Below are 26,973 nucleotides of genomic sequence, written 5' to 3' on the forward strand. Positions count from 1 at the left end.
TTGGGATTTTTATCTGAACTTAAATCAAGAGAGTTATTTTTAATTCTAATTATGCTTTTACCTTAAATTTTACAAGTTATGTAATGGGAGTATATAAAAAGTTTAAAGGCAAAAGTCTATATCAGACCTTTACCCGCGAGCTTTCATTTCAGAAGATACACTATTTTCAACAACATGTTTAGGCAAAAGTATTGCTCTAATATTCTCCTTAACCTCTTCACCTAAAGATTGCAAAATTCCCTCTGCAACAGCCCTAGCAAGCAATGGGGGAACCGCATTCCCAATTTGTTGATACTGCGAGTCTTTTGACCCACAGAATTTATATGAATCCTGGAATGATTGTAGCCTAGCTGCTTCTCTAATACTGATAGCTCTGTCTATAACTGGATGAACCCACATTGATTTTCTAGCATTAAGCACAGTATCTGAAGGCTCATTATATGCAAGTCTTCTATAAATCGTATTTTGTGTTCTGCTATGATCTGTGTAGGTTGTTTTCAAAGATTCATCCAAATTATGAAAGTTCTGGCCTTCTTTTAGAGCCTTAAATCTTTTTAGAGCTACTTCACCAGATTCAGTTCTAACATGGTTATATACCTTATCTATATTATTAAGATAATCATTAAGAGGACTATTGAGTAGCGGTTGATGGGAAGTCTTATCAAGTTCATCATCTTTTACATTTACACCAGGTGATATGTTTTCTAAATCACCTATTGCATCATGTATTTTATTATACTCTTTCCTCTTATGAAATAATGGCTCAGGCGTTTTAACTGCTTCCGTTTTTAAAGAAGTTCCTTTGATACCCATTAAAACTAATCTGCTTCTTTCCTGCGCCACTCCATAATGAGCAGCATTAAAAATATACTTATCCTCATTTAATGCATAGCCTAACTTTATAAACTTTCTTTTAATATAATTAAACACATTAAATGATTTAATGATAATCTCAATATCATCATGATTTTCTTCTATATCGAATAACAAAACTTTATTTTTAATTACTTCTGAAATCTTGCGTATTACCTTCTGCGCCTCAAGGATATTTTCAAGGCTATCTGTATATGAAGTTAGATCTCCAGTTGTTTTGTCTAAAAGGTTCTTCAGCTTTTCTCCCAAGTCAGTCCAATCTAATTGGTATAGGCTATTCCAATATTCACAATGCTGACTATGCCATTGCTTGTTTATTACCTTCATAAAAAATTTATAGTTTGCCTCTTTTTCTATAAAATTCAATAAATCCATAGGCGATTTCTTTTTAGCATGTTTTAAAAGTGTATTTAATTTAGAAAAGAGTTCGTTACTTATCATAAAAGGTGTTAGATCTTTCCGCTGTTTGTAGGCATCCATAAGAAAATTTCTTAAGTTAACAGAATAAAGTGTACTTCTGCCGATCTTAATATGTTCTTCTACAGGCTCGATTTCCAGCTTAACAAGTTCAACTTCGTCCCCTTCACTCAAAAAAAACTTATGCTTTTCTGACTCCATGCTTTTCACGTTTTCCATCACAAAAGCTAAAGGACGAATTTCTTCAATCGCCCGCAAATACTCCTTAACAAGATTATTATTCGAAGAAATCAAGGTATTCTGCTGCCGATTCGCATTGGAAAATCCTTGACATGGCGGTCCCCCGATTACAACATCTATATCACAGAATTCACCAATCTTTTCTCCATTTTCGTCTGTATATTGAAGCTTTGTAATATCCTCATGTAAAATGACGTCATTTTGGTGGTTTATTTTAAAGGTTTTACGTGCATTATCATTAATTTCGACAGCAACTTTCACTTCGAACCTACCTGTCTGCTCAAATCCGTTGCTGAGACCTCCTGCCCCTGCAAAAAGATCCATTACTTTAAATTTTTTCATTATAAAACCTCACTTCATTAAGAAGTAATCTTTCATATTATATTTTAATACGAGAACATAAGTTCGAATATTTGTTTTTTAATTAACTTTTCAATTATATCATAATTATATTTATAACAAATGGTTTAATGTTGCGTTCTCAAGGGAGATTTCAGAGTTTGCAAAAGATAATTTGTTTATGCCATAAAGAATAACAAACCCACAGTGTTCCAATCCATGTCTAATACTGTCTCACTAAGCCTCTCTAAAATGTCTGCAAAGATCAGCGAGTGAATATAAAAGACTAGTATGTAATGAAGTTAATTTTCATTTAGGAACATGAATTTATGCATGGCTTTTGACACTCAGTTAATCATATTCACATATTTATAAAACACTATCCTTAAATGAAAAAACACCCTGAATCTCTGTCAAAGGATTAGGGTGATAAGACTAAATTAAGTTTTTTAATTCTTGTGAGCAGGTTTCTTTGTACTGAATCCAACATGCTTCTTGCTTCGCCCATTGTGTAACGTTTCGCTCTCCCGCAGATTCCCTAAGATAGGACAATGTCTTTTCTGCGATTATTCGAATGATAGCATCCCATTTTTCGGAAAGGGATTGTTCTTCCCATACTTCAACTAACTCTATCTGTTCATTGTATATTTGATGGATCATTGCAGTTGTATAATAAAGGACATTTGCTTTGTAACCTCTTAGCTTCATTTCATCAACAATTTCCTTTACCCTAAGATTAATTATAGCTCGGGCAATTAGTTTTTGATAGACAGATAATGTTATCTTATCTAGGGTATTTCCGCTCCAGAAGCTCTTATTCAGCTCCATGAATTTTTTAAAAGCTTCCTCCCCGCCTTTACTAGAAACGTGAGGATAGCCTTCCCATGACATGAAATATTTAGCCATATCAACTTTTGTGAGGACTTTATTCTTCGGATATTGCTTCTTAAAGTCGGTCTGTTCTTTGCCTCTATTGCGCCTGTTTATATCAACCATATACTGCCCTCTGGCACGTTCAAAGTACCATTTGCTTTCGGATCTTCTGCCATCTTTTTCAGGAATCCAGATATTCCTTGAAAATTTTTCAAGGTCAGACATGAAACGTGTATTGGCTAATAAATCTGATTTATTAATCTTGTTTTGTGTATTGGCATACTGTGAAATGCGTGAAATCATCTCATCTTCAATCTGGTGCTGATCTTTTTCAACAAATTCATTAACCTGTAGGATTGTAAGTTTTGCCTGAACATAGACATCCTTCAGGCTAATCCCATCCTTGTAAGCTTTATGAATGGAAGCTGTCGTTTGACCTCCATTGACAATCTGCCAGCCACTTAATCCTTTAATCTTAAATTGGTTTACCCCGTCTTTTACTGGTTCAAAGTCACCAGTACGAGCTACTGTTGATATACCATTGTTATAAGCAACAAACATTTTACGCTGAAAAGGGTCCTTTAATGTATCGCGAATGCCTTTGTTGGTTCCACCCCTTGCTTGAAGAAATGAACGGACATTTCGCTCAACAAGCTTTTGCCCCCATTCATCATAAGCTTTAGCTAGTAACTCAGCAGAAATATAACCTATATAACATTCAAAATCCTTCATACCACTTGAAGGGTCAGGGACAAACATCATTTCAAATGTTTCACCGTAGTCCTGTTCAAAATCGATGTAATCTGTCTCAATAGCTTGCTCAGAAGTGATGAGTTGTTGAACTCTATCGATATCCCATACTTGGACATTAACCGTTTCAATTCCAGGGATGGTTATTTCTACAGGCTTATTGGAAGTATAATACATGTTCGTGATAACAAAAATATTAATCTCATTTAAACTATTCATTACTTCATCAATGATTTTAGCAAGATCATAGGCTTCCAATGAATGATCAATCGTCTGAAGGAGATTCTTTGAGTTTGTAATAAAGCGTTTTGCCCTATTGGCTATTTCAGTAACAGCAGTCATGTTGATGGAAAGCATATTTTCTTCATTCTGTTCAAAGTTATAATCAACAACGTAAACATCTAATACTTGATTCTCATCATCATAAGAATAGGCATTTATGGCAATGTTTTTTCCAGAATCCTTAAAAGGAGGCAACAGAATTTCAGGTTCATCTGGTCTATCCATAAAGGAAATCATTTTTTCCAGGAAAGGAACCTGGTAACTACCAGATTTTATCGCTTTTTCCTCTAACTCTTCTATAAAATCGAGCAGGAATTCTTTTCTTTGTCTTGTTTCTATCATCTTTTATCCTTCCACTCTAAACATTTGATATATGGTTTCCAGTTGCTTCTCATATTCTGAACAATGAGTCAGATCAATATTATAGCTTACATGTGAAATTCCTTTTGGCAAATGTTCCTTTATTAAGCGGGGAAAATTTTCACCAGCCTCATATACTTCTGTCTTTTCCATAAAATATAGAACATCTTCATATTCATCTTCTCTAAATCCCAGATCAGTCAATAAATCGCTATAAATGAGTGCAATTCTTTCAGATCTTTCTGCAAGTTTGACACGAACCTGTCCTGCCAGCTCTTGTAGAGAAAGCCCATGTGTACGGCTTTGCTCTAGAAAACATACATAGAGATAAATTGAAGATACGACTTCATTCAGCTTTAGCTGGTTTTCATTTGATATTTTAATCGTTTTTGATAATTTTTCAATAATTGTTTTGATTTCAATTCCGCATTTGGTGCCTTTAAAATCAATACGACCTTTAGTCGGTCCTTCCCAATAATCGATTATAAGAGGGGGCTGACCAGGATGCTTTTCCAACCATTCATTAATAAACCATAATTCCCCAAACAATCCACGCTGCTGCTCTTCTGAAAGCCGTTTAAATCCTCCGCGCTGAAAAAAAGTCCTCCATCGATCAAGTACTTTATAGACTGTTGAAAAGAAGGATCCTTCTTCTTCAGCTACTGCCAGATGATCAGCGAGATTCTGCAGAACAAGTTCAAAGATTTCTGGGCTTTGTTCATCCTCTTGTCGGATAACAAGAAAATAATGTTCCTTTAAGAGGGATAGTTTTTCATAGTATTCCACCTTAACAGACATTCCCCTCCATTTAGGCAATGCTTTTTCCTGATCTTCGTCCCATCCTCCTGACCCCAAATCAATGTACAGTTGCCTATGATGATTAGCAGGATCAATTCCTGCAAACATAATTGGTTTCTCATAAGTCAAGACATTCAATTTGTAAACTTCGCTATCATCCTGGTCCCTAAGTTCTTGTATCAATTCCTCAAATTCTAGTTTTAGGTTCAACACAAATACTCTCCTTAAAAATTATATCGTTTTATTTGTCTGGTAGACGCCTTTCTCTTCGATTTCCGTCCCCGGGAAAGAAAACGCAATTCCAATTGGCACTAGTTTCGAGGAGAATTTCACATCTAAACTCTTAAAGATGGGAATTTCTGGATGCAAAGGATATATTAACATTAGGCCATTTTCCTTTGAACGCACTCCTCGTTTATCTTTACGCTCTTTAAGTTCTTTAATTTTATCGAAGTCCAAATCCATGTCCTCATGGTTTGGAGACACAATAGCCCCAATGTCTCTAATTTGATACATGCTATCAGGCGCTTTGACCTTATTTCCAAGTGCAGAAGCAGATTTCAAACTGATTTTCCCTAATTCAACCGGGTATTCTGATAGGCCAATAGCAGATTTAGGCTGACCTTCTACAATTGAAACTGTCCAATTTAATAATTCGCCCTCTTTGTTCACTCTATCAATATAGTCAGCAATTAGTGCAGAATTTACAATATTACTGTCAGCCGTTCGATATTCTGACAGAAATCCCTTGATGTGTTCTGCATTCACACCAGATGCCGAGTAGAAGTTGGTCTTTTTGTATGTTGTCCTTGTTAAAGGAAGTATATTAACGAGCTTAACAGCCGCATCCATGTTTCCTTTCATTACATCTTCACTTGGATCAAATAGTCTTGTCTGTTGTAGGGTACCAGCATAAATGACATTTGAAGAAACTGCATTTCTCATTTTCAAAGGACTTGTAAGCATCATTGTTGGATGGCTGAGCATTTTGATTGCATATTCAGAAGGTGTCTTCTTCAATGCAGCCAGACGGTCGAATTCCTGCCGAAGTTGAATCATCGCAATAGACAGATGTTCAAAATTTGAAGCAATCTCATTAGAAGTATAAATGCGGCAGATATCCATATAACCCTTTCTATAGCCAAACCAGCGCCCCATCTGCATGAGAGTGTCGTACATAAGCGTATTACGGAAATAATAGGTGATACTTAAGCCTTCTAGTGTTAATCCTCTGGACAATTTGTCTCCACCTACAGCAATGACATTTAATCCTTGTTCTTTATATTGATGGTAATCTAATGCATCCCGGCTGTTACCATTTATCTCGAAAACTTGGATACTTTCACAGCAATTCATCAATTCTTTATATACTTCATTCCAGCTAAATTCTGGATGCTTTTCATTCGGCCAATCTTTACTTGTTGGGAGAATATCATTTTCATAAAGGTCTTGCAGCTCTGCAATCACAGTGCTTTCTGGATTATACTGTAGTTGCTTTGATATAGCATCAAACGCCCGTTCCACTGCGTCTTTTACACTTGACTGGACATCTTTAAAACGAGAAGTATGTATGAGCATTGAATTATGTTTATTTCTTTGTCCTCTCAGATTGCGAATAGCAATCACAAGCAGGAATTCAAGTATTGCTTCACGCATTTGAGGAGGAACTTCTTCGAATTTATTTGCGTCAGATTTCTTTTTAATTTTTGTAAATACATCGAGGTCTTCTTGACGCAAATGGCGGATCAGACTTGGGCGAGTATCTTCAGCGTCCTCTTCCACATTAAAATATTCCTCAGGTCCGCAATATTCCTTCGGCTTTGGTAGGCCGACAAGAAAATCTTTTGGATACAAGTCATCGCCTTCTTCATTTGTACTTCCTTCATTGCTGATTAGAAGATTTGCAAAAGGTGTTGCAGTATATCCGACAAAAGCTTTCCGATTAAAAATTTCAAGAATTTGCCTGATCAAGCGATTGATCGTTTTCGGATCTTCATTTTTATCGGGATTGGAAGTGTCAACGGATGCCTGATCTGCTTCGTCATCAACAATTAAGACGGGAATATCCAAATTATATATATTCCGATGATAAATTAACTGGTCTCGAAGCGACTCTAGTACGGTTTTATTTTTCTTAACAACCATTAATGTTGGTGAGTTTAGGTTACTAGTACCCCTTTGGCTTGATTTGATATCATGGTCTTCTGTTGTCCAAGAAGAAATGATATGATCAGCTGTATTTGCGCTTATTTGGGCAACCCCTATTGGATTTCCATCTTTGTCTGTTCGGTTCCCGATTACCTCTTCATTCAGACGGATTTGTGTCTGAGTTCTTAAATCATTATGAATACCTGACAACACAATTATTAGCATATAGCCAACATCAAAAGCTTTATTGATTAAGCCAGTGAAATTAGCTGTTTTACCTGACTGAACGTAACCTAATACAAGCCCACGTTTATCGAATGGGTCCATCGAGCTTGGATTTCCTATAGATGCCATTATCTGATTCGTTGTTTCATCTATTGCAGTAACTGCCTCAAGAGGCCAGTTTTTCGAACTGGAGAGATATCTACGGTACCTGGACCAGAAAAATCCGCTAGCCACCATCTTAGGCTCAAACCAGCTTTTTTCTTTGGACTCTCTCATTACATAATCCTTTGGAACTTCCAAACCAATTTTGTACTTCATGTACATTTCAAGTGACCACCTTTGAAATGTTGGATCGTCAATAGGGCTCTCCGCCGACGCTAATCCTCTTGCTGATTCCAAGGCTTTTTCTGCTGCCTCTTCCTGATTTTTATAAACTGTTTTTAGGTAATAATAGGTATTTGAAAAGTTCTGTTCAAAAAAATCTTTCAAATCAATTGCTGACATTCAAATTCGCCTCCAATAAAATTACTTTTAAAGTTGCACGGTTTAATTCATCAAATGCAGGCTGCGTTAACAAAATATTCAAAAGCTGTTCTTCGTTTTCAGCCACATTCAACTGCATCATAGAAGAAGCAAATTGGACTACCAATTCTTTCTTGCTGTCTGAAACCTTTTGCACTTCTTCTTCTGGAACCTTAGGAGCATCTATAATATTGCTTGGCGAGCCAAGCTGTACAAATTTCAAATATAAGTTTAAGAGTTTTACATGTTCATCATCCAAATTTTTAAGCAACTCAGAAAGAATCGGATGATTCCGATTTAAAATAAATTGAGGACCATCCTCGTTTCCTGACTGCTCCCATGTATTTAAACTTCCCTTAATAGAAGGATTTCTAGGACCAGACTGTGTCCGGAAATAAAACATATCCCTTGAAACTTTTCGTGCAATGGATGAAATGGTTTCTAGTCTTCTTTTAGCGTCTTCAGGCAAATTAATGCCCGATTTTTTTATATCAACCTGCCAGTCTGAGTCAGCTGCATTCGGAAGATCGATGCGCACCCTGGCCAACTGTGAAGCTGCATCCTTTGGGAACAGCCCCATCCAATCACCAAAATATAGAAGACGATTTTCTCTATAGATATATAATCCCTGATGATCACGCCAGCCTTTGTAACCGCCCGCCTTCTTATATTCAGACTCTGTTAAATGGGAGGCATGAGGCAAAATAAAATACTGTACTTTGATTCTATTATCATTTATTCTAAGGATCTGCATTTCCCCTTCCATTGTATTCGGATGGTATTTCATAAATGGATCCCACGGTTCTATCTCCTTACCGTTGATAAGCAGGCTTACTTCTTTTTTCTCCAGTATAGAGTGAAAGACAAATTCCAGGTGTCTATTAATACGGGAAACTTTATTGTAGAAGCTTGTTTCTTTTAATCTGCGCTTTCGTCCAACACCCATAAAACGGTCAAGCTTATCAATACAGACGACTGTGCCGTTTTCTTCCTTTATTTCACCCATTTTCAGTTTGATTTCTTCAGGAATTCTGGTAAAAAGTTGCCATTCATTGCATTCTGATACATGATCAAGATCCCAGCATCTCTCATAATATGCGCCATCTTTTTTTGTCAAAACACTCAACCGCTTTCCCAGTGAAAAAGAAGCCGTTTTTAACCCCATTCCAAAACGACCGAGCTCGTTTGCTCTTCTATGCTCTCTTGGGTCTTTAGACCCAATACTCATGGCAATTTGAAGCATATCTTCAGTCATACCGAAACCATTATCATTTATGGTAATCATTCCATCTGTATCATTATAGGTAAAATTTATTTTAATAGTTGATGCCTTAGCATCAAGACTGTTATCTACAAGGTCAGCAATAGCTGTGCTAGCGTTATATCCAATAGAACGAAGCGCCTGAATCACTGGCGCTGCTGATGGTCTTGTCAGAACTATATTCATCTATTAAACCCCGTTTCGCAGCAATATTCATCCTAATTATAGCAAATAATTTAGTAGAATAAATTGTAGATAATAGTTTTTACTTAAGTTTGCAAATAGATAAAAAGTTATTAATAGATTTTATCTATAAAAATCCCAATCTACTTATGATAAGGCTCCCCCCGCACAATCCGAAACGCCCGATAAATCTGCTCCACCAGCACCAGCCTCATCAACTGATGCGGAAACGTCATCTTCGAAAACGACAACTTCTCATTCGCACGCTGCATCACAGCATCACTCAACCCAAGGGATCCGCCTATGACGAAACATACTTTGCTTTTTCCGTATGTTGCCAGCTTATCTATTGTATCGGCTAATTCTTCGGAAGTTTTCATTTTTCCTTCGATGGCGAGGGCGATGACGTGGGCGTCTGGGTTGATTTTGCTTAGGATGCGTTCGCCTTCTTTGTCTTTGATGATTTTCATGTCTTGCTCGCTGAGGTGTTCGGGTGCTTTTTCGTCTGCGAGCTCAATGATCTCGAGTTTCGCATAGGCCTGTAATCGTTTTGTGTATTCGGCTATGCCTTGCTTTAAATATTTCTCTTTTAATTTTCCTACTGTGATAATTGATATATTCACAGGTCATCCCCACCTTAAGAACAAGTTATTCATATAAGTTATCAACAATTGTGGATAAAATTTGTGTATTTTGTGTCCGATCATTCGTTCCCCACTATATATATTGCAGGTTCATCGCACAATTCACAGGTTGTGGATAAGCTGTGTGTATGTTCGATTTTTCTGAATTCTGGCGGTGTTTCGTGATCATCTATGTACATGTCTAGTACGGTTTCTATATGTTCTGCACAAGCATAAAGTGATTTGTTCATAAGTTTCTAATTCCTCCAATATATTGTCTGGTTATTCACAAGTATTTCGCTCAATGTTCAATATAACCGATTTATTCACATGTTAATAGTCTTTTACCATTTTCCACACCTTTTATCCACAAACCAAATAAAAAAGCCTCCACTCCTGTGAAGGCTTCCTTCTATAAAAACGGATTATAAAATCTCGTTCCTCTAACAAATGTAATCACAAGCGACACGATAAGCACCACGCCAACAAACAATAACGCCACATAATCTGCTTTTTGAAAATCTTTCGCCGTAAACCATGTGCGTTTTTTATGCTTTCCAAACCCACGCAGCTCCATCGCATTGCTGATCGTTTCAATTCGCTCTAGGCTAGAAAATATCAACGGCATCACAATCGACAACGCATTTTTGATCCGTTTTCCCAGTTTTTCATTCTTCGATAGATCAATGCCTCTTGCTTGCTGAGAAATGGCGATCGTTCGAAAATCCCGTTGAATGTCTGGAATATAGCGCAGGGCAATTGCAACCGCATATGAAATTCGGTAGCTAACCCCGATTCGGCTGAGCGATGAGGCGAATTCACTTGGATTTGTTGTGACGATAAATAAAAGTGCTGCTGGCATCACGGTCACATATTTGAGTGTAATATTCAACTGATAGAAAAGCTGTTCAAGTGTGACGTTGTACCAGCCTGCAATGTGAAATAGCTCCTGCTTTGCTCCGTAGATGGCGACACCTTGCTGCGGCGCAAAGATATAAATGGCGATGTTGTTGATGACAAGGAAAATCGCCAGGACAATCACCACGAAGGAGATATCACGAAATCGCACGTTTGATAGCTGAAAGAACACGATACTGGCAACTAGCATAAACACTAATACACCTGTATCATACGTGAGCATCGCTGCGGATGACCAGAGGATAAAGCAAATGAGTTTGGTTGCCCCTGTCAGCCGATGAATCGGCGACGGGCGGTCGATATAAGACAGCATGTCTACAGCCATGTCATTCGCTCCTTTCTGTCCACCTCAATGAAGCGATCCACGAGTTCATTTGGATTCGGCCAGTCTGCTTTCAGCGCTAGTTCATACAGCGACGTTTCCTTTAAGCTCGCCCTTTGAACAAGCAGCTGATCTGTCAGCACTTTGGCTGGTGTATCATCTGCGATTTTTTCTCCATCTGAAATGACAATGGTTCGTGTTGTGTATTCAAGCATCAAGTGCATATCATGGGTGATCATCAAAATCGTGACGCCCTGCTGATTTAATTGCTCTAAAAACGTCATCATCTCTGTGTAATGTCTAAAATCCTGTCCGGCGGTTGGCTCATCTAAAATAATGATTTCTGGTTCTAATACAAGAATTGATGCGATCGTGACGCGCTTTTTCTGTCCAAAGCTGAGAGCAGAAATCGGCCAGTTCCGAAATGGGTATAAACCGCATACTTTTAAGACTCGCTCCACCCGTTCCTTGATGTCTTCTTCCTTTACGCCTCTTAAAACGAGACCAAATGCGACTTCATCAAAAATCATTTGTTTTGAAATCATTTGATTTGGGTTTTGCATGACGACGCCGATTCGTTCGGAGCGCTGTTTGATCGTATCTCCTGTGATGTCATCGCCATTTAGATGAATGGTCCCTTTTGTTGGCTTTTCAAACGCGCAGAGCACCTTGGATAGTGTTGTCTTGCCTGCGCCATTGGCTCCTGCGATGCTGATCATTTCTCCTTTTTTGACGATAAAAGAGATGTTGCTCAGCGTATTTGGTCTTGTTGGATAGTCAAAGCTCAGCTCGCGCACTTCTAGTAAATCCTGTGCTGCAATCTGCTCTACTGACGGCTCAGATGCTTCCATCCATTGCTCGATTTTCTCTTTTGCCTCGTCGTCTAAGTTGAGACGCTGTAAATCAGCGATCTGATCTCCCGGTGCAACCGGAATGCCTGCATATTTCATAGCCTTTACATATAAAGGCTCACGTAAATACGCCGCTTCTAATACATTTGAGGCGAGCAATTCATCTGGTGTCATGTCTGCTGCAATCGTGCCGTCATTAACGACGATGATGCGGTCGACTTTGCGGAAAAGAACGTCCTCTAATCGGTGCTCGACCATCACGACGGTTTTTTTCGTTTGTTTTTGTAGTCGGTCAATAAGGTCGATCACTTCTTTACCTGTTGCGGGGTCAAGGCTTGCAAGTGGTTCGTCAAACAGCAAAATGTCGACATCGTTGACAAGTACGCCTGCGATGGCGACACGTTGTTTTTGACCGCCTGACAGCTCATGCACGGACGATGCCAGCTTGCCGTCTACCTCTGTTAATTTTGCCGCTTCTTCGACACGTGCTTTCATTTCTTCGCGTGTGACTTGATCATTTTCAAGTGTAAATGCGATGTCTTCTCCAACGGTCAGCCCGATAAATTGTCCATCAGGGTCCTGCAGCACCGTTCCGACGAGCTGTGAAAGAGAGAAAATGTTTTCTTTTTCTGCATTTTTCCCGCCGATGTGAAGACTTCCTTCCATAGAACCTTTATAAGACGCAGGAACTAGCCCATTGATGCAATGGGCTAGTGTGCTTTTTCCCGATCCAGACGGGCCTGCGATGAGGACTTTTTCGCCTTCATAGATGGTCAGGTTGATATCTTTCAATGTCGGTTCTGCCTGACTGCGATATTGGAATCCGAAATGTTCGAATTGAATCATCGGTTTCTTCATTTATGTGTTCCACCTTGCTTCATGATGTTTCTTTCGATAGACTGCCGCTTTTGCTTCTCGTTTTCGCATAAGCCGCAATGATGATGGTTCCTAGTACACCGACTGTGATGATGTTTGAGATTCCCGCCACGATGCCTTGAACAAATACTTTGTTCGCAGGTTCTGCATAGATCACAATGTCGAGTACCGGGGCAATGACAAACCAGCCCAATGCCTGTGCGCCTGCTTGTACGGCATTGAAGAGCGTGATTTTTTTCCAGCCAAAATCGCCCTCTTCTACTTTTAAACGGTTCGAAATCAAGCCAATCAATAACCCAACAACACCTGAAACGATAATCCAGCTCCACCAAGGGCCAAATGTGGTGGCATCTTTAATAAGATGACCAATAAACCCAATCAGTGCGCCTGCAACAGGACCAAATAGCACGGCCATTAATGCAAGAAATGCGTACGCGGTTTCAATTTGTGTATTCGGAATCCCAGTTGGAATGGAGACGAATCGTCCTAAAATGACAAAGACGGCTGCACCAATTCCGATGGCAACGACAGTTTTCGTTGAAAGTTGTTTACCTGCCATGATGTATCCTCCTCTTATTCGTATATAATGCGCGGAGCTTTGCGAATCGAAAGGCGCCAGCCTGTGCCTGTTCCGATGTTATAAGCCTTTGCAAATGACCCTTGATTGATCGCCACGCCTAAATGATCGAGTGAATTGACATATACGAGTGGTTCGCCTACCTTTAAATCGGCAAAAGATCGTCCATAGGTCATGATATTTTTATACACATTTTTTGGCCCGTTGGCAATGGTAACTTCTATTGCATCCCCATAATTGATTGAAAGCTGCTCAAATAGCGTATGATGAATGTTTGTCCAAAGGTTTCCGAACCTCACATCTAAAATATCAATCGTTCCTGTGATGACCTCTTCTTTCGCATAAGCCTGTACGACTGGAAGGTGAATAATATCATCAATATCCGCCTTTGGCCCAACCTCTTCAAAAGAAATCACACCTGAAGCGATTCTCGCCCCTGTATACGCGTAAATATCTCTCCCGTGGAATGTATGTGATTTTCCCGACTTCGGCAGCCGGTTAATGGTTTCATCTAAATAACGGGCTTCTACTATGCCAATATCCTGCGCGACGTGCGTGAGTGTCCCGTTATCTGGGGTAATGATGTAGTGCGAGCTTGTGGTTTTGACGACAAGACTCTTTCTTTCTGATCCTACGCCTGGATCAACAACGGAAACGAAAACTGTCTCTTCCGGCCAGTATGTGACGGTTTGGAGCAGGCGGTAAGATGCCTCCCAAATGTCATACTGCGGAATATTGTGTGTTAGATCAAAAAGGCGGATGCTGCTGCTGACCGTATTTGCCACTCCGTACATAGCGCTGACTGCTCCATCATCAATACCGAAATCTGATTGTAAAACCAATGCATGTTCACTCATGTCAATCTCCCTTTCATTTGAAAAAATGGATGTGGTGTTTCACGTGGAACATTTGAACATTTGTATGAAAAAAGTGGACAATAAAAAATACCCCATCCTTATCTTTGAATCATAAGGACGAGGTATTTGTCTCGTGGTACCACCTTTATTTACTGTTTGCTCGCGCTAAACAGCCTCTACAAGTACAAAGCTCCAATCTGGCTCATATACTGTGGTTTTGATAACGAGTACCAACTCTCGTCGTGTCCTACTGATATCATAGATATGTTCAGCACGAGGCTCAGAGACCATTTTTCGAATCATTATTTTTGCTTCTTTTCAGCTGCCGAAGCTCTCTGTGGAAAAATTGATGATTGTACTTTCTCTCGTCATTGCCTGTTTAACTATCTTGAATTAAAGCTATCATACATGATGTTTTTTGATAAATCAAGATATTTTTCTGAACATTTTCAAAAGTGAGTCAACTGGTGTTGAAAGAGTCTTCTTTTTATAAAATTTAAACAAATGTTAAAGAGCAAGATATGGTGTCTTTCCTTTCTAGCGGTATAATAAAGATGAAGGGAGGTACAGCGTGTGTGGACCATCTGTATGAATGAGTTTAAGCAGCTCTTCAAAAGCACAAAATCCATTTTAACAATTGTTATTATTTTCATTTTATCTACTTTTGTTTCAACTCTACCGTTTATTGCTGCTCATCAGGACAAATGGGAGGCAAAGGATCCTTATTCCATTGGGAATGAACTGGTGATGTCGTTATTTGGTTTCTTCCTTATTTTCTTATTGTCTCACGATATTTTAAGCCGAGAAATTCATTTGAAAACCATTCGTTTTCTCGTCAGTAAAACCACTCGTTTGAACATTATTATCGGGAAATATCTTGGACTGATGCTGTTTTGGCTTAGCTGTATTATGACGACATACGTACTGAATATGGTGATTTCACATCGTTTCCTGTTCTCTGATGCGTTAAAAATCTTAACCTTTATCAGTGTCGGTATCTCATGTGCTTTATTTTTGTCCATGCTCTTTCCAACCCCACAGAAATCAATGTTTGTTGGGATGTTGTTTTCCTTTCTTTTCCCAATCGTCAGTATGATATCTGTTCTTTCTTCAGAACGATTGATTCATTGGTTCCAATATATGACGCCTTATTATTATGTGCGCTTGAGTGAGCCGCTGACCTATATACTCTTGAATACAGCATTGACCGTTATCTTACTCATTGGAACAGCACTCCTATTTCAAAGGAGGGATGTCTAAATGCTACATACAAAAGAACTCACAAAAAAATATCGGACAAAAGTCGCGATAGATCACATTACCCTTGATGTCAATCAAGGTGATATTTTCGGGCTCATTGGACCGAAGGGTTCTGGTAAGACGACGTTTTTCAATATCATTACGGGAATTTCCCGGCAAACCTCTGGGACGTTCACGATGATGGATATGCCTTCATTAAAAAAGGTGAGGCAGCATATCGGTGTTCTGCCTGAATATACGGATTTATATGAAGGGCTTACGGCACTTGAACATATTGCCTACTTATCAAAAATCACCGGGACGCGCCAGAAAACGAGTGATTATGAAGAACTGCTCGAATTTGTCGGTTTAGATCGCTATCATCAGGAAAAGGTTGGTTCGTTCACACCTGGTATGAAGAAACGGCTCGGCATGGCGCAGGCTATCGCCCATCGCCCCGAATTTATTTTACTCGACGAGCCTTTTGCTGATATTGACGCAGATTCGATCTTGCACATCCAGCAGGTCATTGACACGTTAAAATATGAAGGGAAAACCGTCTTATTAACGGCTGACCACCCAAGGTTCACAAATAGTATTTGTACAAAAACTGCTTTTATTTCTGAAGGAAAATTAGTGTCCCCCCATACACATCCTCAAGAGAAAACCATCACATCCTCAAACATACGTGCAACCTTCAAGCATGCGTGGATTGATGATGAGGTGAAGCCTGTTCTCACGCAGTACTTACAAACTGTTGGAACAGATCTTGTGATCAGTGATGACGAGACCTCATTGTTGATTCGTTCAGAAGCCCAAGTCCCATCGATCATCCGCGCTTTCGTGAAATGCAAAGTTGATTTATACAGAGTTACGGCTCAAGATGCCATGAGTTCCTCATAAAAAAGCACCGCATGCGATCCGCACGGTGCTTCTTCTTTATGATAAAGGTTTACTCATATAGATTCCGGTTTCTTCAAATCCCGTCTTCTCATACAGTGAACGGGCAATTTGATTATGAGCAAAGACATGAAGCGAGAGTTTCTGCACGCCTAATGACTTTGCCTGCTCCTCTAATGCAGCAATGGCCTGTTTTGCAAAGCCTTTTCCTCGATAAGCTTCGAATAAAATAAAGTTGTAAATAAAACCTTCATGCTGCGGGTGATTGGGGTCATAACAAAGCCAAACCCAGCCAATCGCTTCTTCCCCATTCAAGAGATTCCATAGCTCATGATGCTCTGTCTGTAGACCTTCAGGAAGGAGCCGACCAAATTGTTCTTCTGCGTTCGCAAGTGATTCTTCCTTTTCCCATGTCCCTGCGAGTACCTTTTCTTCTGCGTACCGCTGAATGGACTTCTCCATCAATGCATCGTAATCCGCTTGTGTCATTGGTTGTAGTGTAACCAATCATACCGCCCCCTTTCCTCCATCATATGATGAGCATGCAAAAAAAACCAGTCCCATCAAGGAACTGGTTATCCGCCGAATCGGTCGGTTTGAGAAAGTTTGATTTCTACTGATTTTTTCTTTCCACTTCGGTAAAACTGCACCTTTACTTTGTCGCCGACTTTCTTTTGATATAAATACTTACGAAGGTCTACGATATTCTGTACACTCTTGCCATCAAAGGAGGTGACAACATCCAGCTCTTTGAGCCCCGCTTTTCCTGCTGGAGACAAAGACTCGACACTCATCACGACAACTCCTGATGTGACGTTAGATGGCAGCTTCAACGTTTCCTCCCAGTGATAGCTCGCAATATCTGCTAAAGATTTCATGCCAACACCTAGATACGGACGCTTCACTTCTCCGTAACGTTCTAAATCCTCTATGACAGGGATGACGAGATTCGCCGGGATAGAAAGCCCGATGCCTTCTACCTCTGATTCAGCAATCTTCATTGAGTTGATGCCGATCACTTTTCCGTCCATATTGATCAAGGCTCCACCGCTGTTACCTGGATTGATGGCGGCATCTGTTTGCAGTACTTCCGCATTCCAATCCGCCTGTCCGTCTCCATTCGAGTCCACAGGAATCGCACGTTCCGTTCCAGAAATGACACCTTGTGTGACAGAGCCTGCGAATTCAAGCCCTAATGGATTTCCAATGGCGATCACTGGCTCACCGGGTTTCACATGATCTGAATTGCCAAAGGCAGCGGTTTGCTTGATCTTATCACTTTTGACGGTGAGAACCGCTAAATCCATAAGCTGATCACTGCCAACAAGATTGGCGCCAATTCTTGTCCCATCCTGAAGACTCACTTCAAGCTGGTTGGCACCTTTGATGACGTGGTGATTGGTCACGATATAAAAGGTGTCACCCTTTTTCTTATAAATCACACCTGACCCGCTGCCTGCCTCTCCGCCTTCTTCCCAAAAGCTCGACTTTTGGATATTAATGACGCCTACAACCGTATCCGACATATTAGATACGACTTTTGTGACGGCATCATTGACGTTCACATTGACGGTCTTTAAAGGGCCCTGTGCTGCTTGCCCATCTCCGTTCTGCTGCCACCCAAAGGGACTGCCGCTCTGTCCTGTTACATAGGGGAAAAAGAATCCCATTAAAAAAGCTCCTACCAATACACCGATCAGACCAGATAGGAAATATCCTTTTCTGCTTCGTCTCGGCTTCCACTCTACATCGCGATAATCCACTATGTTTCCTTCCTTTCAGTGAATAGATGATGTATATAGTGTTGGTAAGAAGCTCTTATCTTAATCATACGATTGTAAAAATCATACGGCGCAAAGCGGGGTTGCTTTTTTCGGGTCCGTATCATATAAATCAAAGCCATCCCCGACAACAAAGCCTTTCATTTCAAGCGTCTGCTGGACTGCCATACGGGCTAAATCCTTCATGTTGTTGTCCTGACTCAAATGAGCCAAGTAAATGCGTGAGGTGGCATCTCCAATGACATCTGTCATCGCAAGAGCCGCATCTTCATTTGAAACATGTCCGACATCGCTCAGAATTCTACGCTTAATGCTCCACGGGTATCGGCCCATTTGCAGCATACCAACATCATGATTGCTCTCAAATACAAATGTATTGGCTGACTGAATGATGCCTTTCATACGATCACTGACATAGCCTGTATCCGTCATTAGGGCAAGTTTGCGCCCGCCATAATGGAACACGTAAAACATGGGCTCAGCTGCATCATGTGACACACCAAAGGACTCAACATCAAGACCGCCAAAGGATTGGACGGTTTCCATATCAAAATGGAATTTTTGCTCTGTGTCAATCTTCCCGATATGAGTCTCCATCGCCTTCCATGTTTTCGCATTTGCATAGACAGGGAGCTTGTACTTTCTTGCCATAACACCTAGTCCTTTAATATGATCTGAGTGCTCGTGTGTCACAAAAATGCCGTCCAAGTCTTCAGGCTTGCGGTCGATTTGACCAAGCAGCTCGACCATCTGTTTGCCGCTTAACCCAGCATCCACTAAAAAGGCATGCTCGTCTGTTTCTAAATAAAAAGCGTTCCCCGTACTTCCGCTCGCTAGTACACTGAACTGCAAGCTCATGTTCTCTCACTCCATTGAAGATTTGTCATCTTTCTCTATATGATCAAGTGTTGAGCCATCAATGGCATTGATCAAATATTCTTCCTCTGTCTTTTTCTTTGAACCAGTTGATACGCCTTCAAGCTCGACTCGCCATACAGGCACCATGACCTGCGTGCTTGCACCTGGGTATTGCGTATAGTAGCCCAGCTCTACCTTTTTCACGGTCGTGTTTTGGCTCAGCATGTTTTGCGTATATAAGTCCTTCACAGTTTCAAGCGCTGGCACAAGGGTTTCTTTTCTCACTTCATTAATCGATGTCACCATCGACTGCTGATACGATACGACCTCGTTTTTATCATTTAGATCTAGGGTGATTTTTCCGATGGTTTCGGAGTCATCAAGGCCCTCTTGGAAGATGTATTTCCCTTTATACGTTTGGAAAAAGACGATCTTCCCTGTCTCTTCATCAATACTCCACAGCTTATAGTTCTTCCCATCCAGCAAACGCTGGTTCACAAGGTTTGCCGCCGCTGTTTTCATATCTTTTTTCGGCAAGGCCACTGGTTTAGTGAAGGTCATTTCAAGCAGCGTGACCGGATCATCTTTGTCTGTTTTCGGGAATGTGCTTTTCGCCTTTTGATCAGCTAATTCGTCGACATCCTTTTTCGTATATTGCTTCTTTTCAGCTGTAATGCGGTAGCCAATCTTCGCTTCATCTGATAGATTGCCATATTTGATCCCATCTGCCTTCATTTCTTCCAGCGTATCCGTTTTTTCGATAATCGCAAAATGATCGGTTGATCGTTTTTCAAAGTATTGAAAACCTAGAAAGATATCGAGAACGAGAAAGGCTAGGATAAAGATCGTTTTGGTCTTATTCCACTCCATGATTCTCGCTCCTCTCTGTCAACAAATCATGCGATAGAATCACGGTTTTGCCGTTGTATTTCATGCACCATACTGGCTCCAGCCAGACAAACATCGCTTGATCTTGATCTGATGCGGTGGAAGTAGCTTGATAGGCCGGGAAAATTTGTTCAATTTTCTCAAGGTCATCATATTTCGTCTGCTTGACGATTAAGTCCTTCAGCTCTGTCCCGTTCATCAGCTTGACTTGTTCACTCTGACTCGCTTTGTTGCCTAGAATATAGTTTGGACGCTTGTAATTCAAGATGTCGTCATTCGCCCACTGTACTTCAAGAGAGGTCATCCCAAATGGATGCTTTGTACTGTTGACGATCGGCAGGCCATCCATAAACATATTAAAGGAAAGCTGTTGGTTGCTATTGATGCCAAAGTATTGATAGTCATCGGTAAAGCTTCCCGTATCATTGAAATACTTCACACTTCGCTTGATCAAATCTCCCGTTTGGAAAACGGTGCTGCTGTTGATATTGCGATGCTGATATTGGATGCGGTGGTCTTTTTGATTGGCTTCAAGACGACTTGTGCCATCTGTGTACACCGTCCGGTTTAAATTAGACTCCTCGCCGACTAGACTTGGATCCGTAAACAAAGCGTCCTTGAATTTGCTTGTCTTAATCGTTTCGATAAAGAACATTTTCGCTTCAAGCTGCTTTTGCTTTCTCGGAAGGAGGAAATCTCGTTTCGAATTCGCTGAGAATGTATAGAGATCATAGTGCGGCATCTCGTTTTGAGCGGCTGCGATACTGTCCATGAGATTTCGATAGTTAGCGGATTCTATTGTCAGCTCAAGCACCGTTTCCTTGCTGTATGAAACCAAATAGACTTTCTTATTGGCCTTGTCCTGCTGGGAGAACGGCACAATCATCCGGTCAAACGAGTTGTATTCAATGGACTTGTTCGGCCATTTAAACAACGCTTGGAAAATATCAATCGGAATTGGGTCATTGAACACAAGATCCAATGTCTTCCCCTGTCCTCCGCTTCCATAGAAGAAATTCTTAAATTTCTGCTCCGAATATTGATCTGACACATCCGAAATCTCTTTCACATCCCAAAGGCTCACGTCATTCCAGAAGTTTTGAAAGAGTTCCTTTTGATCCACTTTCAAATGCTCCCCATTTGAATGGATGAACATCTCGCGCGGCTTTACGACATCAATGAGGCTTCTAGGCTCGTCGCTTGAAATCTTCTTCGTTTCCACGACCTGAGTGCCTGCATCTGCCTGGTCCTGCATGACGGGCTGGAACATCCAAATATTCCACGTAAATACAAGACTGATCGCAATTAGGATTGTCAATATTATGGTTTTAAAGGTCTCACGCTTCATCCCAATCATCCTCTTGTTCTTCATTGTACGGAAGGGTAAAGGTCACCGTTGTTCCTTTTCCTTCAATGCTGTCAGCCCAAATATCTCCGCCATGAGCCTGAACCATTTCTTTTGCAATCGCAAGGCCTAGGCCGGTTCCGCCAAGTTTTCTTGTTCTCGCCTTATCCACTCGATAAAAACGTTCAAAGATTTTATCCATATCCTTCTTCGGAATACCGATCCCTTCATCTTTGACGCTGAATAATACAAGACCATTCTCCTCATCCAAATCAACGGTAAACATGATATGTCCACCCTCTGGCGAGTATTTCATGGCATTGGAAATGATATTATCGAGCACCTGTGTGATTTTATCTTGATCGATTTCCACATATATTTCACGCTGCGGAAGATTGCGGATAAAATCGACATGCTGCTCTTTCGTCATTTCAAAACGATCAATGACCAATGAGATAAACCTGATAAAATTCGTCCACTCACGGTTGAATTGATAATCCTTGCTATCGAACTTAGACAGCTGCAGCAGGTCATTAACAAGACGGATCATACGCTCTGTTTCATTTTGCGTGACACTGAGGAACCTTGGCGCAAGCTCTTTATCACCAATTGCCCCTTCAGCCAGTGCCTCAAGATAGCTTCGCATCGTCGTCAGCGGTGTGCGCAGCTCATGTGATACGTTTGCGACGAATTCACGGCGTTCTGCATCAATTTTCTCCTGCTCTGTGACGTCGTAAATGACCGCAATTAAACCATCAATCTTCCCGTGCTCTTTCTGAATCACTGAGAAATTTACACGCAAAACAGACAGCTGATCTTCGCGTTCGATTTCTATCAGCATGGAATCTTGATTTTCGACTAAATCTTCAAAGGTATGCGTGTCCTCGAGGCCCAGTAAGGACGTAATCGGCATCTCTAGTGCTGTTTCACGTGAAACATTTAACAGCTCTAATGCTGGGCTGTTTAATAGAATAATCGCACCGTTTTGATTCGTGGCGATGACACCATCCGTCATATAGGCAATAACAGAAGAAAGCTTCTTACGCTCACCCTCTGTCATGAGCTGCGCTTCCTCAAGCTCTCTCGTCAGATGGTTAAAGGTCGTCGCAAGCTGGCCAATCTCATCATGTCCATACTTTCGAACCTTTCTGGAAAAGTTCCCTTTGGCGAGCTCGATCGCTTGCTTCCTCATATCCGAAATAGGATGAGTGATTGTTCTAAAGATGAAGATCCCAAGTAGTGCGGTCGTCCCAAGTGCGATTAGTGTGCCCGTTGCCAAAATGGTGTTAATGGTTCGCATTTGGTTAAACACGCTCTCCATCGAAGACACAACATAAATCACACCGACAGTTTCTTGGTTTTCATTTTTCACGGCTGTCGCAGAAATACGCACCCGTTTATTGGATTCTGGGTCATAGAATTTCTTTTCATAGTCTTTGCCTACTGCGAAAATCCGGCTAATGATTTGATCTGTGATTTTCTTGCCGGCAATCTCCTGACTGCCGTTATTCACAGAGGCAATCACCTCTCTGCTTTCATCAATATAGCTGACTTCAGAAATTTCATTAGACTCATCTTTGTTGTTAAAGTCGTTTAATATCTTTTGAGCATCCTCTTTTAATTCTGCCTTGCTTTTCGATGAATCTTGTTCTAGGTAATACGATAACGAGTAGATTCGCTGATTCAAGGAATTATCATATGAATTAATTAAGGACTGCTCTAGCTGCTTCACAAAGTACACGCCAATGATCTGCATGGCGACGATGATCAGCAGCACGTAAATTAAGGTCAATTTAAAGTGAATCGAGCGAAAAAAACCTACTTTATTCATAAGAATCTTAGTCCTGCTCTGGGTTTCTTAAATAGTAGCCGACGCCTCGTCTTGTCACGATCCAGCTCGGGTGGCTAGGGTTGTCTTCAATTTTCTCACGAAGACGGCGGACGGTGACGTCTACTGTACGGACATCCCCGAAGTAATCGTAGCCCCATACGGTTTGCAGCAAGTGCTCACGTGTCATAACCTGTCCGATATGTTTCGCTAAGTAATGAAGCAATTCGAACTCACGGTGCGTCAATTCAATCGTTTCCTCGCGCTTAGACACCACATACGCATCTGGATAAATGACAAGTGATCCAATTTCAATATCATTTGATTCAGATTCTTCCTCTGTCTGCGGCGTAGCAATTTGTCTTCTCAAATTCGCTTTCACACGGGCAAGCAGTTCGCGCGTGCTAAATGGCTTCGTCACATAATCATCTGCGCCAAGCTCAAGACCGATGACTTTATCAATTTCAGAGTCTTTTGCTGTCAGCATGATAATCGGCATGTCATATTTCTTTCTCACTTCACGGCATACCTCAACGCCATCTTTGTTCGGTAGCATAATGTCGAGCAGAATAATGTCCGGTTTGATTTCTTCTACCATTTCAAGGGCTTCATTGCCGTCATATGCACAATGAACCTCATAGCCCTCTTTTCTTAAGTTAAACTCCAATATATCAGCAATCGGTTTTTCATCATCTACGACAAGAATCTTTTTTTCCATTGTGATTTCCTCCTGCATTTTTAGCATCTATGTCATTCCATTTTTGCATGTCTCATCAGACCTTTTTCATTTGAGCAAAAAAGGTTCACTGTCTATTATAACGTTTTACGTGGCAAAGATAAAAATAATAACGGCTTTCTTTTCTAGCAATCGTTGGATAGGAAGACGATACTCAAAAAAATGATGGTTTTTTTCCTTTTTTATTGAAACTTTTCCAGTCACTGATCGTCTATATAGATGTAACGTCTTCTTCTTATGGAGCCGGGCCCTACCTAGGTCCGGCTTCTCCCTTTTTATGCCTTCTTTTCATAAAATAAAAACGCACCTGCGATTGCAGATGCGTTTGGAAGTGGCTCGGGACGGAATCGAACCGCCGACACACGGATTTTCAGTCCGTTGCTCTACCAACTGAGCTACCGAGCCATCATCAAAAAGATGAATAAGTATAAATGGCGGTCCGGACGGGACTCGAACCCGCGACCTCCTGCGTGACAGGCAGGCATTCTAACCAACTGAACTACCGGACCTCAGTAACTTGCCCGAAAAAGCAATCGTGGTGCTCTTCCAAGCAAGTGAGGAAAAATTAGCTTAACGCTAAAGTAAATCAATGACCCGTACGGGATTCGAACCCGTGTTACCGCCGTGAAAGGGCGGTGTCTTAACCGCTTGACCAACGGGCCAATACATGGTGAGCCATGAAGGACTCGAACCTTCGACCCTCTGATTAAAAGTCAGATGCTCTACCAACTGAGCTAATGGCTCTCGGTTTGTGAAAAGTAATTCTGAAGAAGTTGTATTGCGTCAAACCAATCGCTTTAAAAAGCTGGAACATCGCATCCTAACAAGTTTCAGAGACCTTTGCAACAACGAGATTTATAATATCATAGAGTAATTACATATGGCAATACGTTTTTCGACATTTTTTTAAAAAAAGTGTCGGATTTGAAATCTCCTGCCAAATCCCTTCTACTTGCAACCGCCTTCATTTTTGCTGCCTCTTTTCATGATCACTACCTATTCAAGCACATAGAAACGTTTTAGACCTCCTGGAATTGGTTATACATGAAACAAGTGACATTGTGATTGAAAAAGGAGGAAGCAGTATGAGTTCATTCAAATTAGGAGATAAAATGCCCAATTTTTCACTTCCAACCATTCAGGGCGAACATATTGATTTTCACAAACATTTAGAGGAGCATCAAAGCTGGCACCTCATCGTCTTCTTTAGAGGCTCATGGTGCCCAGTATGTGTAGAAGAATTGAAAGAGCTCGAACAGCAGCAGTCATACTTTCAAGACAAGGATATCCACTTAATGGCGATTTCAACGGATCATTCTGATGACTTGAAGGAATTTGCCGATAAAGAAGGACTATCCTTCCCAATCATGTCTGACAAGGACCTCACTTCATTAAAAGCATATGAAGTCCACTATCACGGAGAAGATGCTCCTTATGAAGATCACGGAGTGCACGGGGAACCTGCCTATTTCTTATTAAACGAAAAGGGCCAAGTCCTCTATCAGCAAAGACAAACAAGTCCGTTTGGCAGACCGCATGCCAACGAACTGCGCAAAATCATTCAGTACATCCGCAAAAACTTAAAAGGCCAATATAAAAGCGTGAAATAAGAAAGAAGCCCTCATGACGAGGGCTTCTTTTATGAATTCCTTTTATGATATATCCAGTCTGCGACGAAAAACACAAGAAGACCCGACATGAGAATCACAAAAGTGACGGGTGGTTTATCACCCTGGAAATAAGAGTATAGCGAATGTCCTCCTAATGCGAGAAGATAAAAGATAAATGCCGGCCCTGCTGCTTTATGTGCATTCGCTTGTTCTTTTTTCGTACTTTTTTTGAAAAACATTGTAACGATTCCCCTTTATGCTGCTTTCTTCTTCGTCACCCGGCGAAGTGCCCGCGAACGAATAAATTCCATCGGACCAATTCTCCAAACCTTTAGACAACATGCTGATATGGCGATTTGCAGAAGAGAAATGAGCAGCCATGCCAATACGATAAGAGGGGCGTTGATTTGCCCGCCAAGACCCAATCCCCAGCTATAAAAAAGAACCGAGCAGATGACATTTTGCAGGATGTAACAGCTGAGTGCCATTTTCCCTACATATTCAAACCAATTCCACATGAACCATGACTCCGTGTGAGCTAGGAGCTTCGCAATGACAGCGATATAGAAAAGAGAGAGGAATGGCGAAAACGCATAGCGCACAACGAATTCCACTAGTTCGTTCGGAACGAAGACAAGTGCATTCAGCGGCAAACCCACCCACAGACCGATTCGGAATAATCTTTTCCGTAGAGATTGCCCGCGCTCGTTTGCATAAAAAACACCGGCTCTCATCATCCGCACACCTAATAAAAACAGAAATGTGTTCATTGGAATGATAAAGATCGCTTCCCCCCGGTACATGAAAAAGTGTTGTAATCGTTCTTGAACCTGCGAGATCCATGTCTCTGGCAGCTGCTCTTCCAGCGCCGATTCACTGCTTTGATCATACGATTCTGTTTCCATTTCAGAGAGGGCGAACACCATCAGACAGGACAGAACAAGCAGATGAATGACTCCAGAGAAGATCATGCCTCTTTTGATACGCTTGCTCCCTCCTCGCACAATAAATGCCACAAGCAAACCGGTGACAGCGTAACTCATGAGCACATCATATTCCATCACAAGTGCAAAATGGACAAAGCCTTCGATAAATAAAAATAAAAGAATCCATAAATATGTACCCGGCCAAGGCGTGTTTTTTCTTTTGGCCTGCTGGTATTTGAGTTCTAGCCCTACACCGAACATGATAGTAAGCAGCGAGAGCATTTTCCCATAGACGAACATGGAAACAAGGCTTTCTAGAAAACTGCCATTCTCATATTCATCTGCAATCTGATCTGTCGCAAAGGTATCCCCTGCATAGGCAAAAAACCAGACGTTCGTTCCCAATGTTCCTAATATGGCGAAACCTCTTAAAATATCTAATAATCTTATTCTTTCTTTCACTAGAACGCTCCTTCCCCCTATACAGTTATCATATTTTGGTAATGATCGGAAGCTTGTTCTACTGAAATTAAGAAATATTTAAACAAAAAGACACCAGTAAAATGT

At 40.9% G+C, this 26,973-nt stretch carries 23 protein-coding genes, 4 tRNA genes and 1 other annotated feature; of the genes, 3 read left to right on the forward strand and 24 right to left on the reverse strand.

Features of this window, described 5'->3' with window-relative positions; all coding sequences use genetic code 11:
- Positions 1–129: 129 nt before the first annotated feature.
- From NSS78_RS19170 to NSS78_RS19220, 11 genes are all read right to left on the reverse strand, one after another.
- Entirely contained in the window at positions 130–1,872 is a 1,743-nt protein-coding gene (locus tag NSS78_RS19170) for a DNA cytosine methyltransferase (protein ID WP_212046691.1), read from the reverse strand.
- Between the two features lie 432 nt (positions 1,873–2,304).
- Positions 2,305–4,116, reverse strand: coding sequence for an AIPR family protein (locus NSS78_RS19175; protein WP_212046690.1), 1,812 nt, complete (start codon positions 4,114–4,116; stop codon positions 2,305–2,307).
- A 3-nt stretch (positions 4,117–4,119) separates the two neighbouring features.
- Positions 4,120–5,145 carry a PD-(D/E)XK motif protein gene (locus NSS78_RS19180; RefSeq protein ID WP_212046689.1) on the reverse strand — a complete coding sequence of 342 codons (1,026 nt, stop codon included), beginning with the start codon at positions 5,143–5,145 and terminating at the stop codon, positions 4,120–4,122.
- A gap of 18 nt (positions 5,146–5,163) precedes the next feature.
- Complete coding sequence (locus tag NSS78_RS19185) at positions 5,164–7,809, reverse strand: Z1 domain-containing protein (RefSeq protein WP_212046688.1); 2,646 nt, start codon at positions 7,807–7,809, stop codon at positions 5,164–5,166.
- On the reverse strand, positions 7,796–9,274 hold the full coding sequence (locus NSS78_RS19190) for an ATP-binding protein (protein WP_212046687.1): 1,479 nt from the start codon (positions 9,272–9,274) through the stop codon (positions 7,796–7,798). Before NSS78_RS19190 ends, NSS78_RS19185 begins: the two co-directional genes overlap by 14 nt.
- Before the next feature lie 140 nt (positions 9,275–9,414).
- Entirely contained in the window at positions 9,415–9,894 is a 480-nt protein-coding gene (gene rlmH / locus NSS78_RS19195; protein WP_185108194.1) for a 23S rRNA (pseudouridine(1915)-N(3))-methyltransferase RlmH, read from the reverse strand.
- 80 nt (positions 9,895–9,974) lie between these two features.
- Positions 9,975–10,145, reverse strand: coding sequence for a CxxH/CxxC protein (locus NSS78_RS19200; protein WP_008360116.1), 171 nt, complete (start codon positions 10,143–10,145; stop codon positions 9,975–9,977).
- 161 nt (positions 10,146–10,306) lie between these two features.
- Positions 10,307–11,137 (reverse strand): energy-coupling factor transporter transmembrane component T, encoded by an 831-nt coding sequence (locus tag NSS78_RS19205; protein WP_342468253.1) that lies wholly within the window; start codon positions 11,135–11,137, stop codon positions 10,307–10,309.
- On the reverse strand, positions 11,128–12,843 hold the full coding sequence (locus NSS78_RS19210) for an ABC transporter ATP-binding protein (protein WP_212046686.1): 1,716 nt from the start codon (positions 12,841–12,843) through the stop codon (positions 11,128–11,130). The genes NSS78_RS19205 and NSS78_RS19210 overlap by 10 nt, the downstream gene beginning before the upstream one ends.
- A 19-nt stretch (positions 12,844–12,862) precedes the next feature.
- Positions 12,863–13,420 carry an ECF-type riboflavin transporter substrate-binding protein gene (locus NSS78_RS19215; RefSeq protein WP_342468254.1) on the reverse strand — a complete coding sequence of 186 codons (558 nt, stop codon included), beginning with the start codon at positions 13,418–13,420 and terminating at the stop codon, positions 12,863–12,865.
- A gap of 14 nt (positions 13,421–13,434) precedes the next feature.
- The gene (locus tag NSS78_RS19220) at positions 13,435–14,295 is read right to left on the reverse strand and encodes an S-adenosyl-l-methionine hydroxide adenosyltransferase family protein (protein WP_044139077.1); all 861 of its coding nucleotides are present in this window, start codon (positions 14,293–14,295) and stop codon (positions 13,435–13,437) included.
- 110 nt (positions 14,296–14,405) lie between these two features.
- Positions 14,406–14,676 (reverse strand) — a binding site (T-box leader).
- A 192-nt stretch (positions 14,677–14,868) separates the two neighbouring features.
- On the opposite strand from NSS78_RS19220, the gene NSS78_RS19225 reads away from it, so the two are divergent.
- Together NSS78_RS19225 and NSS78_RS19230 are read left to right on the forward strand one after the other, a co-directional pair.
- Positions 14,869–15,555: an ABC transporter permease subunit gene (locus NSS78_RS19225; protein ID WP_003215033.1), complete on the forward strand. Its 687-nt coding sequence runs from the start codon at positions 14,869–14,871 to the stop codon at positions 15,553–15,555.
- Positions 15,556–16,437 carry an ABC transporter ATP-binding protein gene (locus NSS78_RS19230; RefSeq protein WP_212046685.1) on the forward strand — a complete coding sequence of 294 codons (882 nt, stop codon included), beginning with the start codon at positions 15,556–15,558 and terminating at the stop codon, positions 16,435–16,437.
- Between the two features lie 36 nt (positions 16,438–16,473).
- Here the strand turns inward: NSS78_RS19230 and NSS78_RS19235 are convergent, their stop codons facing one another.
- The 11 genes from NSS78_RS19235 to NSS78_RS19285 all read right to left on the reverse strand — a co-directional run bounded on the left by NSS78_RS19235 (position 16,474) and on the right by NSS78_RS19285 (position 24,614).
- Entirely contained in the window at positions 16,474–16,941 is a 468-nt protein-coding gene (locus tag NSS78_RS19235; RefSeq protein ID WP_137054110.1) for a GNAT family N-acetyltransferase, read from the reverse strand.
- A gap of 68 nt (positions 16,942–17,009) precedes the next feature.
- The gene (locus NSS78_RS19240) at positions 17,010–18,197 is read right to left on the reverse strand and encodes a S1C family serine protease (RefSeq protein ID WP_212046684.1); all 1,188 of its coding nucleotides are present in this window, start codon (positions 18,195–18,197) and stop codon (positions 17,010–17,012) included.
- An 81-nt stretch (positions 18,198–18,278) separates the two neighbouring features.
- Positions 18,279–19,073 (reverse strand): MBL fold metallo-hydrolase, encoded by a 795-nt coding sequence (locus NSS78_RS19245; RefSeq protein WP_044139071.1) that lies wholly within the window; start codon positions 19,071–19,073, stop codon positions 18,279–18,281.
- Positions 19,074–19,079: 6 nt separating this feature from the next.
- On the reverse strand, positions 19,080–19,943 hold the full coding sequence (gene yycI, locus NSS78_RS19250) for a two-component system regulatory protein YycI (protein ID WP_137054108.1): 864 nt from the start codon (positions 19,941–19,943) through the stop codon (positions 19,080–19,082).
- The gene (gene yycH, locus NSS78_RS19255; RefSeq protein WP_212046683.1) at positions 19,930–21,309 is read right to left on the reverse strand and encodes a two-component system activity regulator YycH; all 1,380 of its coding nucleotides are present in this window, start codon (positions 21,307–21,309) and stop codon (positions 19,930–19,932) included. The genes yycI and yycH overlap by 14 nt, the downstream gene beginning before the upstream one ends.
- Complete coding sequence (walK, locus tag NSS78_RS19260) at positions 21,299–23,137, reverse strand: cell wall metabolism sensor histidine kinase WalK (protein ID WP_137054106.1); 1,839 nt, start codon at positions 23,135–23,137, stop codon at positions 21,299–21,301. Before walK ends, yycH begins: the two co-directional genes overlap by 11 nt.
- Before the next feature lie 7 nt (positions 23,138–23,144).
- Positions 23,145–23,852 carry a response regulator YycF gene (gene yycF, locus NSS78_RS19265; protein WP_003215017.1) on the reverse strand — a complete coding sequence of 236 codons (708 nt, stop codon included), beginning with the start codon at positions 23,850–23,852 and terminating at the stop codon, positions 23,145–23,147.
- Between the two features lie 350 nt (positions 23,853–24,202).
- Positions 24,203–24,275: transfer RNA gene (locus NSS78_RS19270), tRNA-Phe, on the reverse strand.
- A 27-nt stretch (positions 24,276–24,302) separates the two neighbouring features.
- Positions 24,303–24,379, reverse strand: a tRNA-Asp gene (locus tag NSS78_RS19275).
- 81 nt (positions 24,380–24,460) lie between these two features.
- Positions 24,461–24,532, reverse strand: a tRNA-Glu gene (locus NSS78_RS19280).
- Positions 24,533–24,538: 6 nt separating this feature from the next.
- Positions 24,539–24,614: transfer RNA gene (locus NSS78_RS19285), tRNA-Lys, on the reverse strand.
- A 341-nt stretch (positions 24,615–24,955) separates the two neighbouring features.
- Here NSS78_RS19285 and NSS78_RS19290 point away from each other — a divergent pair.
- Complete coding sequence (locus NSS78_RS19290) at positions 24,956–25,480, forward strand: peroxiredoxin family protein (protein WP_012011881.1); 525 nt, start codon at positions 24,956–24,958, stop codon at positions 25,478–25,480.
- A gap of 29 nt (positions 25,481–25,509) precedes the next feature.
- On the opposite strand, the gene NSS78_RS19295 is transcribed toward NSS78_RS19290, so the two are convergent.
- Together NSS78_RS19295 and NSS78_RS19300 are read right to left on the reverse strand one after the other, a co-directional pair.
- Entirely contained in the window at positions 25,510–25,719 is a 210-nt protein-coding gene (locus NSS78_RS19295) for a hypothetical protein (protein ID WP_050944649.1), read from the reverse strand.
- 15 nt (positions 25,720–25,734) lie between these two features.
- The gene (locus NSS78_RS19300) at positions 25,735–26,868 is read right to left on the reverse strand and encodes a DUF418 domain-containing protein (RefSeq protein WP_212046521.1); all 1,134 of its coding nucleotides are present in this window, start codon (positions 26,866–26,868) and stop codon (positions 25,735–25,737) included.
- Between the last annotated feature and the right edge of the window lie 105 nt (positions 26,869–26,973).

The sequence above is a fragment of the Bacillus sp. FSL W8-0920 genome (assembly GCF_038593215.1).
Lineage (GTDB): Bacteria > Bacillota > Bacilli > Bacillales > Bacillaceae > Bacillus > Bacillus pumilus.